Consider the following 14,973-nt stretch of genomic DNA (forward strand, 5'->3'; position numbering starts at 1 on the left):
GCCTGCCGATTTCCCGTATCTAGTAAGAGAAATAGTTGATGTTTTGCAATAAAGCTATCCGGATATACTGCATAAAACGGAAAAAGATGCAACCGTAGCTAAAAAATAGGGATGTAAGATATTGTTTGTCAATCTATGCAACAATTTGTTCCAGGTTTGCATCAAACATCATCAAACTATTTATTTATCGGAATGTTATATACACAGCTAATTACTATTTAAATTCGTTCTAAATAAACAGATAGATGGCCCAAAACGATTTACCTTCGATTTTTCGTGATTTTGACCCATTAGAAGATAAGATGCTGCGTATTATTGATAATGATGGTAATATTGTCAGTAAAGATCTGATGCCAGTATTGGATGATAGAACTATTACAGATGCCTATAAACAGATGCTGTATGAACGGATAGCCGATGAGATGGCTATCTCATTCCAACGTCAGGGGAGAATGTACACTTATACGCCTAACCTTGGACAGGAGGCTATCCATATTGCAGCCGGAATGAATATCCGTGATGAAGACTGGTTGGTACCAGCTTTTCGTGAAATGGGTACCCTGTTGGCGAAAGGGGTAACAATGAAAGAGATATTCCTCTTTTATAGTGGTAATGAGCATGGCGGAAGTTTCAAGAATGCTAAGCATGTTTTGCCTATTGCCATCTCAATAGGCACCCAGCTTCATCATGCTACCGGCATTGGGTATTCCGTTAAATACCGGAAAAGAGATGAGGTGGTCTTTACTTTTATCGGCGATGGAGGCACTTCGGAAGGAGATTTCAGTGAGGCACTGAACTTTGCAGGTGTATGGAAGGTGCCGGTCGTATTTACCATTCAGAATAATCAGTATGCCATCTCTGTTCCCGTAAGTTCCCAGACCAATTCAATCAACCTGGCTGTTAAGTCGGTCGCGTTCGGTATCCCGGGCATCAAGGTGGACGGAAACGACTTTTTTGCCATGTACCTTGCCTATAAAACGGCATTAGAGTATGCACGCTCTGGCAGGGGAGCCCTGCTAATAGAGGCTTTTACATATCGACTTGGGGCTCATACCACTTCTGACGATCCCACAAAGTACAGGGAGAAGGTGGAGGAAAAGAGATGGAGGCTGGCAGATCCGCTGATCCGATTGAAGCGATATATGGAAAACCAGGGTATATGGAATATAGACGAAGAGAGGCTAAAGGAAGAATACAAGCTACAGATCGACAAGGAGTTTATTGAGGCGGAAAACAATAAATCATACCCGCTGGGCGATCTGTTTCAATACATGTACACTGATATACCGGACGAGTTAAAGAGACAAAAGCAGAAGTATGAACAATTCTTAAGCTGGAAGGAGAAGAGAAAATGAGTATAATGACAATGGTGCAGGCTATCAACAATGCACTGGATATTAAATTGAGTGAAGATGGGAGTATTGTTGTTTATGGAGAAGATGTGGGGTTTGGGGGAGGTGTTTTTCGCGTGACGGAGGGACTGCAGAGAAAATATGGTGTTGAGCGTGTATTCGATTCTCCGCTGGCTGAGTCCGGAATTGCAGGAACTGCCTTGGGGATGGCCGTTTCGGGACTCAGGCCTGTTGTGGAATTACAATTTGAGGGGTTCACCTTTCCGGCCTTCAACCAGATTATCTCAAATGTCTCGCGTTTGCAGAACCGTTCACGGGGAAAATTCAATGTGCCTGTAGTTATTCGTTTCCCTTACGGAGGAGGTATAAATGCGCTCGAACATCATTCCGATAGCCCGGAGGCACTCTTTGCTCATATACCGGGACTGAAGGTGGTGATACCTTCTACTCCGTACGATGCAAAAGGCATGCTGATTTCTGCCATCGAAAGCAATGACCCTGTCATCTTTATGGAGCCGAAACGGATCTATCGTGCTATAAGGCAGGAAGTTTCAGATGAAAAGTTTACCCTTCCCCTGGGAAAGGCGAAGGTGGTTCAAGAAGGGACAGATATAACTCTCGTGGCTTTCGGTGCCATGATTCGTGAGTGCCGGAAGGCAGTTGCAATGGCTGAGGAGGCAGGCATATCTGTAGAACTGATTGATCTGCGCTCTGTTTACCCTATCGACAGGGAGACTGTAGGTAGATCAATAAGAAAAACAGGCCGGATGGTTATCGTCGCCGAAGCACACGAATCGTTCAGCGTCGGATCGGAGTTAATCGCTGTTGCCAATGAGGAGGCTTTTCTTTATCTGGAAGCGCCGCCGGTGAGGGTGATGGGGTTCGATACTGTTGTTCCCCTGGCACAGGGCGAAAGATACTATGTTATTTCGCCAGACCGTATTTACTATGAGATCGAAAAGAGTATCCATTTTTAACTTTTCGCAGCATGAAGTATGTATTTAACTTTCCCGATCTGGGTGAAGGGCTTGAGGAGGGAACTATCCTGGAGTGGTATGTAAAAGAAGGGGATAGAGTGAAGGTGGGTGATCTGGTTGTTCAGATGGAGACCGACAAGGTGGTGGCGGATATCCCTTCTCCGAAAAGCGGAATTATTACAGCTTGCTATGGAGCTGCAGGTGATGTGATACCTGTTGGATCACCCCTTGTGGATATTGAACTGGAAGGGGTTGAAAACGAGCAAGGCTCTGTAAAAGTAGAACAGCCTTATCAGACAATCACCGAACAAGAAGATGTAGCTGCAGTTGTCGGCACCATGGAACTGGCCGATAAGAATATCATTCAGGCGCCAAGCGATGAAGGATCTCTTGAAATAGTGAACCACAAAAGCGGATCGCGAAAAGTACTTGCAACACCTGCAACACGTGCCATGGCGAAGAAGATGAATATTGATATCAGCAATATAAAAGGAAGCGGCCCTTTAGGAAGGGTAATGGATAAGGATATTGTGAGCTTTAAAGAAAGTAGGGAGCAGAAAGCCGATAGAAAAGAACAGCTCAATGGTATTCCCGATGATGTGACCTACCAGCCGCTGACACAAATAAGAAAAACTATTGCCAGGAACATGCTGAAATCTAAACAGAACGCAGCTCATATGTCAATATTCGAAGAGGTGGAAATATCAGGATTGATACAGCTGAAAGATAAGCTCATGCACAAGCTTGCCGATAAAGGAGTCAAGCTTACTTATCTTCCTTTTATCGTTAAAGCGGTAGCCCTGGCATTAAAGCAACATTCGCAGCTCAATTCGCAGATTGATTTTGAAAACAACCGGATGATTATCAGCAATAGATATAATATTGCTATCGCTGTAGATGCACCGGATGGATTGGTCGTTCCTGTGATTCGTGACGCAGATAAGCTTTCAATCTTTCAAATAGCGATGCGCACCGGTGAGCTGGCCACAAAGGCGAGGTCAAGAAAACTGACGCTGGATGATTTGAAAGGGGGTTCTTTTTCAATAACCAGCTTTGGTTCCATCGGCGGTATCTTCGCCACACCGGTGCTTAATTATCCACAGGCAGGCATACTTGGGATAGGGCGTATTCTAAAAACACCCATTGTAAAGAATAATGAAATAGTTATCGGAAATATTATGCCTCTTTCGCTCACGGTAGACCATCGCATAGTGGATGGTGGAGAGACTGCCCGGTTTATCCGTAAGGTGATGGAGTTTCTCTCCGAACCGGTTTCATTATTGCTGGATCTGTAGATAATGGAAGGAGCTGTTTGCCAAATATATTTAAAGCAGATTCTTTCTCTTATCAATGAAAAATCATCATATCAAAATAATTGAAAATAATCTTTACCGGCATTTGTAAGTTATCAGCAAATTGCGACTTATCTGGTCTATGAACGTCTCGCATTGATCATTAGGAGTTTAGGCGATCACTTGGTGGAGTATTTCCAAATAGCCATGACGAGAAAAGAGAAGCATGTTTTGTTTTCTTTATGAACTAATCAATGCATTTATGCGGTTTTTACTTGAGAAACTGAAAATAAAAATTTAATTTTGCTACAAATCGCATTCATTGAAAAAGAGGTTTTCCATATCATTCATTCTATTGGCTGCATTATTGCTGCTGATGTCTGGGATTATACCACATCACCATCACGACGGCTTACCCTGTGTGATGATGGAATGTTGCGAAACGGACAACATACCTGGCGATATACACAGACATGCTGCCGGCAGCGGAAAAAACGGACAATCATGTGTTGCTGATGCCGACTACTTTGTCCCCGGTTCCGAGAATAAGATTAAATACAAGGTATCTATCTGTGGTGGTTGCGATAATCTGAATCATATACACCTGTTCCCCCTCTTTTTTCTTGTGGCGGACTATGTTGCAGTTCCCGGCGAAAACACGTTAAACAAAACCGGTTACTGGGAATATACAGCGTTTTACATATCTCCTGGAAATACACAAATCCATGGCCTACGTGCCCCTCCCTTTCTATACTGATCGACCTGTAAGTACATTGATGTAAGAGATAACTTCCTGCCCTTTGAATTTTCATGATTCAATGAGATGCCCCGTTTATTTACCTCTTATTGTAAGCCTGTTCTGACCGGGACATGAGATATCCTCATTATTCAAGTATATTATTTTATGTACTCTGCGACTTACCGTGTTGATCCTTTTTTTTACATTCAGATTTTTTAGTCAGTTAAATAATTACAGCCTTTTGTAGAGGCTATTCTTTTAAAAACAGATGAAATCTATTATAGTACTACATTTATTCATTATTTCCGTGCTCTCTGTTGCCGGCTGCAGCCCGGAGAAAAACAATAAATACTCTTCAACAGATGAGGCACACAAACAGATAAAAAACGTGGATTCACATTGTCACGATGATGAAGAAGATCATGATCATATTGATGAGATCACTTTTACCACTCAACAGGCTGAAGCGGCCGGACTGCAGCTGGAAACTATTGTGCCGGCCACTTTTACCGATGTTATCAGGACGAGCGGCCATATCATGCCGGCTTTGGGAGATGAGGCTATTATTGCTGCCACTTCCAGCGGAACAGTATCGTTTGCGGGAGCCACATTCACTGATGGTGTGGCCGTGAGGGCTGGTGAGGCCATAGTAGTCATCTCATCGAAAAACATTCAGGATGGTGACCCTGTCATAAAAACCCGGGTAGAGTTTGAGACAGCAGAAAAAGAGTACCGACGTGCCGGGGAGCTGGTGAAAGAGCAAGTTATTTCAACCAGGGAGTATGAACAGAGGCGTCTGGAATACGAAATGGCAAAAAACAGCTTTGAGGCTCTGGCTGCCCATGCCACACCTGGTGGTGTGAAGGTTACATCGCCCATTGGCGGATATATCAAAAACCTGATGGTCAGACAGGGAGAATATGTTTCGGTAGGGCAGACAATTGCAACCGTTTCACAGAACCGTCGGCTGCAACTGCGTGCAGAGGTCCCGGAAAATCATTTTAAAAGCCTCGGCAACATTGAGAGCGCCAATTTTCAGACATCGTATGACAATAGGGTCTATAAACTTTCGGAACTGAACGGGCGGCTATTGTCGTTTGGAAAAGGATCCATTGAAGAGTCGTCCTGCATTCCCGTCAACTTCGAATTCGATAATATCGGAGACATAATCTCCGGTTCTTATGTGACAGTATATCTGCTATCAGGTAAGATGGAAAATGTGATTTCCGTCCCGGTTTCAGCTTTAACCGAGGAACAGGGACTTTATTTTGTTTATCTGCAGCTGGATGAAGAGGGCTACAAGAAGCAGGAGGTGAAGCTTGGACAGAGTAATGGTGACAGGATCAGGGTACTCTCAGGACTAAGGCCGGGGGACCGGGTTGTAATAAGAGGTGTTTATCAGGTAAAGCTGGCTGCAACATCATCTGTCTTACCCGAAGGGCATACTCATTAACTTTGAAAGGCGAAACAGAATGTTAAACAAGATCATAAAATTTTCGCTGAACAACCGTATGGTTGTGTTGGTGGCATCTGTATTGTTAATTATTGCGGGAACATACATTGCTGCCAATATGGAGGTGGATGTGTTTCCCGACCTGAATGCACCTACGGTTGTAGTGATGACAGAAGCTAAAGGAATGGCTCCCGAAGAGGTGGAGAGGCTGGTCACTTTTCCCGTTGAGACAGCCGTGAATGGAGCCACCGGTGTGCGCCGTGTCCGCTCCTCTTCCACCACCGGATTCTCCATAGTGTGGGTAGAGTTTGATTGGGGAACGGATATCTACCGTGCCCGACAGATTGTATCGGAAAAACTTGCTCTGGTAGGTGAGTCTCTGCCTTCCAACGTGGGTAATCCTACATTAGGGCCTCAATCGTCTATCCTGGGTGAAGTGATGATTATTGGGCTCACGGCAGACAGCACATCGATGCAGGAGCTGCGTACGATAGCTGACTGGACTGTTCGTCCTCGTCTGCTTTCTACTGGTGGTGTGGCTCAGGTAACAGTGATAGGTGGTGAAATCAGGGAATACCAGATACTGCTCAATCCCGGGAAGATGAAACATTATGGTGTTGGCCTTAACGAGATAATGAGCGTGGTGAGACAAATGAACCGTAATGCTTCGGGAGGGGTCCTTTATGAGTATGGAAACGAATATATTATCCGTGGCATACTCTCTTCAAATGATCCGTTGGTACTTGGTAAGACTGTTGTGAAGAGTGTGAACGATGTTCCTGTATATCTTGAGAACGTGGCTGAGGTAACAATCGGCAACAAAACTCCAAAGCTTGGTGTTGCATCGGAACGGGGAAAACCGGCGGTGCTGATTACTGTGACCAAGCAACCGGCTACAAGCACGCTGAAGCTGACCGATCAGCTGGACCGGTCGCTGGCAGAGCTTCAGGAGACACTCCCGGCGGATGTGAAACTCTCGACTGATATTTTCCGTCAGTCCCGTTTCATCGAAAATTCCATAAATAACGTTCAAAAGGCACTTTTAGAGGGAGGAATATTTGTTGTTTTCGTGCTCTTTATATTCCTGATGAATGCCAGGACAACCCTGATTTCGCTGGTTACTATCCCGATTTCATTGTTGACCTCGGTTCTCGCGCTTAAAATGATGGGACTGACAATAAATACAATGAGCCTGGGAGGTATGGCTATAGCTATAGGTTCGCTTGTGGACGATGCAATTGTGGATGTGGAGAATGTGTTCAAACGATTACGCCAAAACAGAGAGAAACCTATAGAAGAGCAGAAAAAAAAATTGACGGTTATCTTCGAAGCTTCCAAGGAGGTGCGTCTGCCTATCATGAATTCAACATTTATCATTATTGCAAGTTTTGTTCCGTTGTTCTTCCTTTCAGGAATGGAAGGGCGTATGCTGGCTCCTCTCGGTATATCATTTATCTTTGCCCTGGTTGCTTCTACAGTTGTGGCGCTTACACTGACTCCTGTATTGTGCAGTTATCTGCTGGGTAAGGATAAGAAAGATGGCAAACCTGAAAGCGATCCCCTTGTAGCTCGAAAACTGAAGGGTGCATATAAGAAAGCCCTGGACTGGACACTCTATCATCAAAAGTGGGTTTTAGCAGGAACAGGTGCGCTATTTGTTGTAGCTGTTATTGTCTTCTTTACTCTTGGAAGAAGTTTTCTTCCGTCTTTTAATGAGGGCTCTTTTACGATCAATATCAGCACACTTCCGGGAATATCGCTTGATGAGTCTGACAGGATGGGGCGCATTGCTGAAAACATACTTCTTTCTATACCGGAGGTAGAGACGGTGGGAAGAAAAACGGGACGTGCAGAGCTTGATGAACACGCATTAGGTGTAAATGTCTCAGAGATTGAAGCTCCCTTTATTCTGAAAAAAAGGTCGAAAGAGGAAGTGTTGAAGGATATACGTGGAAAACTTAAAATTCTGCCGGGAGTTAATATTGAAATAGGGCAACCTATCTCGCACCGGATAGATGCCATGCTTTCCGGTACCCGGGCAAATATCGCCATCAAAATTTTCGGGAGCGATCTGAATAAAATGTTTACTTTAGCTAACCGGATAAAAGGTTTAATTGAAAATGTGGAGGGTGTTGCCGATCTCAACGTGGAGCAGCAGATTGAACGGCCACAACTGAAAATAACGCCGAAGCGCGAAATGCTTGCCAAATACAATATAACACTGCCTCAGTTTGCCGAGATAGTTGATGTGATGTTGGGCGGAGAGGTTGTTTCTCAGGTATATGAGGGGGACAGGTCTTTCGATCTTACGTTGAAGGTTAACGAAGAAAGTCGCGCAACCGCTGAAAATATCAGAAATATGATTGTAGATGCCGGTGGACAAAAAACAACGTTAGGTAATATTGCCAACATCGCCTCATCCATGGGTCCCAATACGATCAACCGGGAAAACGTATCACGTAAAATAGTGGTTTCAGCCAATGTGGCCGGTAACGACCTGCGAGGCGTTGTGAACGATATTCAGGACAGGATTAATGCCGGGATCTCTCTGCCCGAAGGATATCATATCGAATACGGAGGACAGTTTGAGAGTGAACAGGCTGCATCGCGCACACTCCTTGTTACCTCCATATTTTCGATTATTGTTATTTTTCTGTTGTTGTTTAACCAGTTCCGGAGTGTTGCACAGTCGGCCGTAATTATGCTGAATCTGCCGTTGGCTCTCATTGGTGGTATTTTTATCATATTCTTATCAGATGGTGTTATCAGTATACCTTCAATTATCGGTTTTATATCACTGTTCGGAATTGCTACACGAAACGGAATGTTGCTTATTTCCAGGTATAACGACTTGCAAAACGAAGGCTTCTCTGCCCGAGAATGTGTAATTCACGGTTCGCTTGACCGATTGAACCCGATTCTGATGACGGCTCTTACAACTGGTTTGGCACTTATTCCTCTGGCTCTGGGCGGCGATCTGCCAGGTAACGAAATTCAGAGTCCTATGGCTAAAGTTATTCTTGGCGGACTGCTTACATCTACTTTACTTAATGGATTTATTATTCCGATTATATATCTTTTAACAAACAGAATAATAGTTAGAGAGGTTATAAGAGATGAAGAAATTACAGATGAATCAGGCATGATTAAAAATAAACATATGAATAAATAACAATGAAAATGAGAACATTCATAATTTTATTGCTGTTTGCGATGGGCTTTACACTTTCCGCGCAAGATAATATTGCTGCTGTGCTTAAGGCAATCGAGAAGAACAACACAACCCTGAAGGCACTTCGTGAAACCGCCGATGCCGAAAAGCTGAAGAACAAGACAGGAATATTTCTCAGCAACCCTGAGGCGGTGTACAATTATCTGTGGGGTGATCCCACGGATATTGGAAACAGGACCGATATCAGTCTGATCCAGAATTTTGATATTCCCACAATAACAGGAATGAAAAATAGGGCCTCAGAGAGTCAAAACAGGCTGGTGGAATGGCAATATTTGACTGGCCGGATGAATATTCTGCTTGAGGCAAAGCAGTACTGTATTGATCTGATCTATTACAATGCTCTTATGAAAGAGTTAGAGGTGCGTCTGAAGCACGCCGGAATAATTGCAGGAGGGTATAGGTCGCGCATGGATTCAGGTGATGCAAGTCGTCTGGAGTACAATAAAACGCTGCTTAATCTTTCGTTAGCACAGGGAGAGGTGTCACGTATCAATGTAGAACGTAATACACTGCTTGAACAACTGAAAAGGCTGAACGGAGGTATAGAGATATCACTGGACGTAGATATTTATGATGATATTATGCTTCCGGTAGACTTCGAAAGCTGGTTTTCCCACGCTGCCATTAGGAATCCCATTTTGGCGTTTGCCGGACAGGAAGTTGAAGCAGGAAAACAACAGGTGTTGCTAAGCAAAGCAATGGGACTGCCTTCCTTTTCGGCAGGATACATGAGCGAGAAGGTTGCAGGAGAACGATTTCAGGGAATTACTTTGGGCGTTTCCATCCCTTTGTGGGAGAATAAAAACCGGGTGAAACAGGCTAAAGTATCACTATCTGCTGCCGAATTGCGGGAGGCTGACAGTAGAAAGCAACTTTATGACCGGCTAAAGATTTTGTATAACCGTACCGAAGGACTGAAAATAACTGCAGGGGAATATCGCAGGTCGCTAAAAACGGCAAACAGTTTCGGGTTGCTGAAAAAAGCCCTTGATGCCGGTGAGATATCCCTGCTGGATTACATTGCTGAGATGGGGTTGTATTACGAAACGGTAGATTTGGCATTGGAAGCGGAACGTGATTATCAGAAAGCGCTTGCGGAACTTTCGGCTGCAGAGTTGTGACCGATTGTTAAAAATAACATATGGCTTCCATGTACACAGGGATTAGCTAATTTCTCGTGGTGCATAAAAAAACGGATTACATCATTTATCCGTTTTTTTAGACAATAAGTTTTGCTTTTTAATAAAATGCTATGCAATAAAATGCAATAAATTGCAATAAAATAGTATAAAGAAAACATTATTGCATAAAAGTTGTAATTATCGAAAACTTATATTATGTTTGCATAATCAATAACTAATTAACGGAACGCAATCGGTATAATGGGCAATGCATCCAATAAATAGTTAAAATATATGATAAGTTAAATTGTGAGACGACTTCAATTTTCAACTTTGTGATTTAAATATTTCTCAACTGTTGATAATATAAATGAAAATGTAGTGAGAATGCAACATGTTGCATTATATTGAAAATCTTTTCTAAAGCTAATGATAATTTAATCGGCAAAAAATGTCAACATAAGATATAAGAAATGAAAAACAGATAATAAATGGAAAGTATTTTAGGGATTGATATCGGTGGTACTACTATAAAAGGTGGAAGAATTGTTGGTAACAGAATTGTTGAACAGTTTACAATTGATACACATGCAGAGGAGGGAGGAGTTAAAACAATAAATGTATTGAAAAAAGCCATCCGTCAGTTGAAGGCAGCTGATACAAATACAATAGGTATAGGTGTTCCGAGTGTTGTGGATAAAAAGAGAGGAATTGTTTACAACGCCCAGAATATAAAAGGCTGGGAAGAAATTCATTTGAAATCGCTGTTGGAAGAGGAATTTAAAGTACCTGTATATGTTGATAATGATGCCAACTGTTTTGCATATGGAGAGAAAATATTTGGTAAAGGGAATAAATTCAAAAACTTTGTTGGGATTACTTTAGGAACAGGTGTAGGAGGTGGTATTATACAAAATCACCATCTTTTGTCAGATTCCAACTGTGGTTCAGGAGAATTCGGAGAAATTCCTTATCTGGATTCAATTCTTGAAGATTATTGCGGTAGTCGTTTTTTTACACGCGAAGCCTCACAAACTGCGTATGAGATTGCTTTGTCTGCTAAAAATGGAAACAAAAAAGCAATCGATTTATTCAATGAATATGGAAAACATATTGCAATTTTGGTGAAAATAATAATACTAATCCTTGATCCGGAGGCTATCATTTTTGGAGGCTCAATATCTAAGTCTTACAACCTGTTTAAAAAGTCAATGTTCGAAAATTTGAATGATTTTCCCTATCCAAAATCCGTTGAAAAAATTAAAATTATGAACTCGGATTTAAGTAATATCGGGATTCTTGGTGCAGGCGCCTTATGTATTGAAAATAATTCAGATAATCTTAATTTAAAAAAGTGAAATGCATGTGGAAGCCATTTACAAACAAAAATCCTAATAAGTGATTATAGTCCATTGCTATATAAATTCAGCAACTATTATATTATTGTAGTATACAGCGTGTTCTTTTGAAATATTTGATTTGACTATATGGAAACTGAACAGAAATTTTAGAATATTATAAAACTGCGTAAAAACATTTTTTTATTTATACATTTAATAACAAAAATACCTATGAAACGTAAAAATCTGGTGTTGATTCTTTGCTTTTTGCTTGGTCTGACAACTTATGCACAGCAAAGGGTCAGTGGCATTGTTACAGATGCTGATAATGAGCCAATCCCGGGCCTTGCTATTTTGGAAAAAGGAACAGGAAACGGTATAATTACTGATGTGAATGGTCACTATTCAATTGTTGTATCGAATGAACGATCTGTTCTTGTATTTTCATTTATCGGAATGGAGACTCAGGAAATAGAAGTGGGTGAGAGAGGTGAATTGAATGTGGTAATGAGTGAAATTCTAACTGATTTAGATGAATTGGTTGTAATTGGATATGGTGTGCAGCGAAAAGCTTTGGTTACCGGAGCAAATGTGAATGTTTCAGGTGAACGGGTTGCGGAGCTAAGAACTACCACAGCTATGGAAGCCCTGCAGGGGATTGCGCCCGGAGTGCAGATTGTAAGAAATCACGGAGCACCGGGGGCAGGAACGAAAGTTACCATTCGTGGTATGGGGACAATTGGAACCTCATCTCCATTATATATTGTTGATGGGGTGGCAGTTTCAAACATAGATCACTTGAATGCATCGGATATTGAAACCATAGATGTACTGAAAGATGCGGCATCGGCTGCTATTTATGGTTCACGTGCCGCAAACGGTGTTATCCTGGTTACTACAAAGAAAGGAGTCTCAAGAGCAAAGCCAATGATTACCTACGATGGATATTTTGGATTTCAAAACATTTACAAAAAACCATCAGTTTTGAATGCTCAAGAATATATGTATCTTTTTGATGAAGCCCGGTTAAATGATGGTGCAACACCTTACAATTGGCAAAATATGGTGATAAACGGTAATAGTTATCTTAATAACAATTTTCCGGGTTCTATAGGAACAGAATACGGGAAATATGTATGGGATAAATTGGAATCGGGATGGACAGGTACTGACTGGGTAGAAGAGATGAGTATGTCGAATGCCCCCGTAAAAAGCCACTCATTGAATATTGGTGGAGGAAAAGAAGATGTCACCTATGCAATAGGAGTATCGTATCTTGATCAGAAAGGTATTATCGGAGGGGATGTAACTGATGCTGGATATAGGCGGCTTACTGCACGTATGAATACTGAAATGATACTTTTAAAAAACAAAAGTCATAATATCCTTACAATAGGTGAGAATTTTACCTATACCAATAGTCGTAACCGATCAGTTGCCACCGGTGATATTTACTGGAACGATTTGCACTCGGCAATAGTAGCAAATCCGCTGTTACCGCTATATTACGATAAACATGAGCTTTTGCCTACAACAAATGGATATGCACCAACTCTAGAGGGTGTTCACAGAAATCTGCATAATCCGGTAGCACTAATGTATTACAGACATAATTTTAACTGGGGTAAAAGCAATTCTATCATCGGCAATGTATATGCAGTGCTTGAGCCGATTAAAAATTTGAGATACCGTTCCTCTTTTGGAATTAATTCATGGTTCGGACATAGCAGAAATTACAGTCCTGTATACGGGCTTGCAGATTCAAGCAAAAGGACCAGTGATGGTGTTACCCAAAGCAAGTGGCAGGGTGTGGACTATACATGGACAAATACATTGACCTATGATTGGAGAAAGGAAGCTCATAGTTTTAATTTTTTGGTTGGGAGTGAAATGCTGAAAAATGTGCTTGATTCAGAACTCAGTGCTTTCAAAGCTAAAACCGGTTTCGGTTTACCTGATCATGCCTATCTGGATAATGTGCAGGTTGTTGAGAGTGTAGGTGATATTTGGGCTTCCGGTCGTGACAGGGCAGCGCAGGGAGGAGGATTAATGTCTTATATGGCACGCGTTTCCTATAATTATCTTGAAAAATATATGATTGATGTAACATTACGTGCCGATGGCTCTTCCAACTTTGCTAAGAACAACCGTTGGGGATATTTTCCTTCTGTTTCGGCAGGATGGAATTTTTCCGATGAGGATTTTATGGCTAACATCGATTGGTTGACTTTCGGTAAATTGCGTGCCAGCTGGGGACAGAACGGTAATCAATCAATACCCAACTTTATCTATCTGTCAAATATTGAATACCTCTCTAAGGGATATTATTTTGGACCTGATAAACTCGTCTCATCAAGTACCGCAATTCCTGCGAATATTCCTAATTCAGATGTTAAATGGGAGACTTCTGAACAGTTAAACTTAGGAATAGATACTCGTTTGTTAAATTCCCGTTTGGGGGTGAGTTTCGACTGGTATAAGAAAACTACCAAAGATTGGTTGGTGGTAGCTCCAGTATTAGGAACAAGTGGTGCCAGTGCGCCCTATATCAATGGTGGGGATGTGGAAAACAAAGGATATGAATTGATGATTTCATGGAATGACAAAGTCAGAGATTTTACTTATGATATTACTGTAAGTGGTTCTCATAACCAGAACAAGGTAACCCGACTTGATAATGCTGAAGGTATTATTACAGGATCGGTGAATGTAATCGCCCAAAACACATCTTATGTGTCACGAGTATCAGTGGGTCAACCGATTGGATATTTCTATGGATATAAAACTGATGGAGTATTTCAGAATCAGAAAGAGGTTGATGCATATGTTACTTCTAAAGGATCACCTATTTTAATTGGTTCTGAGGAAAATACGCCAAGAAGACCGGGAGATGTGAGGTTCATTGATCAGAATGGAGATGGCGTAATTGATGATGAAGACAAGGTGATGCTGGGAAGTCCGCATCCTGATTTTGAATTAGGTTTACAGTTGAATGCTGAGTACAAAGGTTTTTATATGAACTCTACTTTGGTTGGTAAATTTGGTATGCAGGTGATGCAATCCTATAGAGATTTTGCCGGACTTCCAATGGAGAATTATCCTTCATCTGCAATGAATCGTTGGCATGGGGAAGGAACATCTAATAAACTCCCCAGACTGAGTGCAGTAACCAATGCAAACAATAGTTATGTTTCTGATATATACCTCCATGATGCCGATTTTCTAAGAATATCTAACCTTACTTTCGGTTACAGGTTCGACAATCTGCTCAGAACAATTGAGTGGATGCAATCTGCTGCTATCTATGTCTCGTTTAATAATTTATACACTATAACAAAGTATGACGGGATGGATTCGGAGATAGGATATGCCCCGGATTCATGGGCATCGGGCATTGATCTTGGTTTATATCCTTTACCTAGAACCGTTATGTTTGGTGTTAACCTTACTTTCTAATGGATAGT

General features: G+C 41.8%; 9 protein-coding genes. All 9 read left to right on the forward strand.

Annotation, left to right across the window (positions count from 1 at the left end; all coding sequences use genetic code 11):
* Positions 1-245: 245 nt before the first annotated feature.
* The 9 genes from pdhA (at position 246) to B3B27_RS01550 (ending at position 14,965) form a co-directional block, all read left to right on the forward strand.
* Positions 246-1,355: a pyruvate dehydrogenase (acetyl-transferring) E1 component subunit alpha gene (gene pdhA, locus B3B27_RS01510; RefSeq protein WP_286832626.1), complete on the forward strand. Its 1,110-nt coding sequence runs from the start codon at positions 246-248 to the stop codon at positions 1,353-1,355.
* Entirely contained in the window at positions 1,352-2,329 is a 978-nt protein-coding gene (locus B3B27_RS01515; RefSeq protein WP_238841649.1) for an alpha-ketoacid dehydrogenase subunit beta, read from the forward strand. The genes pdhA and B3B27_RS01515 overlap by 4 nt, the downstream gene beginning before the upstream one ends.
* Positions 2,330-2,340: 11 nt before the next feature.
* Entirely contained in the window at positions 2,341-3,624 is a 1,284-nt protein-coding gene (locus B3B27_RS01520; protein ID WP_286845834.1) for a dihydrolipoamide acetyltransferase family protein, read from the forward strand.
* Between the two features lie 319 nt (positions 3,625-3,943).
* On the forward strand, positions 3,944-4,378 hold the full coding sequence (locus tag B3B27_RS01525) for a DUF6769 family protein (RefSeq protein WP_238841651.1): 435 nt from the start codon (positions 3,944-3,946) through the stop codon (positions 4,376-4,378).
* Between the two features lie 250 nt (positions 4,379-4,628).
* Complete coding sequence (locus B3B27_RS01530) at positions 4,629-5,813, forward strand: efflux RND transporter periplasmic adaptor subunit (RefSeq protein WP_238841652.1); 1,185 nt, start codon at positions 4,629-4,631, stop codon at positions 5,811-5,813.
* Positions 5,814-5,832: 19 nt separating this feature from the next.
* The gene (locus B3B27_RS01535; RefSeq protein ID WP_286832620.1) at positions 5,833-8,985 is read left to right on the forward strand and encodes an efflux RND transporter permease subunit; all 3,153 of its coding nucleotides are present in this window, start codon (positions 5,833-5,835) and stop codon (positions 8,983-8,985) included.
* Positions 8,986-8,993: 8 nt separating this feature from the next.
* Complete coding sequence (locus tag B3B27_RS01540) at positions 8,994-10,169, forward strand: TolC family protein (protein WP_238841654.1); 1,176 nt, start codon at positions 8,994-8,996, stop codon at positions 10,167-10,169.
* Positions 10,170-10,660: 491 nt separating this feature from the next.
* Positions 10,661-11,527, forward strand: coding sequence for an ROK family protein (locus B3B27_RS01545; RefSeq protein WP_286846717.1), 867 nt, complete (start codon positions 10,661-10,663; stop codon positions 11,525-11,527).
* A 213-nt stretch (positions 11,528-11,740) separates the two neighbouring features.
* Positions 11,741-14,965, forward strand: coding sequence for a SusC/RagA family TonB-linked outer membrane protein (locus B3B27_RS01550; RefSeq protein ID WP_286846719.1), 3,225 nt, complete (start codon positions 11,741-11,743; stop codon positions 14,963-14,965).
* Positions 14,966-14,973: the final 8 nt, after the last annotated feature.

It is taken from the genome of Proteiniphilum sp. UBA5463 (genome assembly GCF_002427225.1).
Lineage (GTDB): Bacteria > Bacteroidota > Bacteroidia > Bacteroidales > Dysgonomonadaceae > Proteiniphilum > Proteiniphilum propionicum.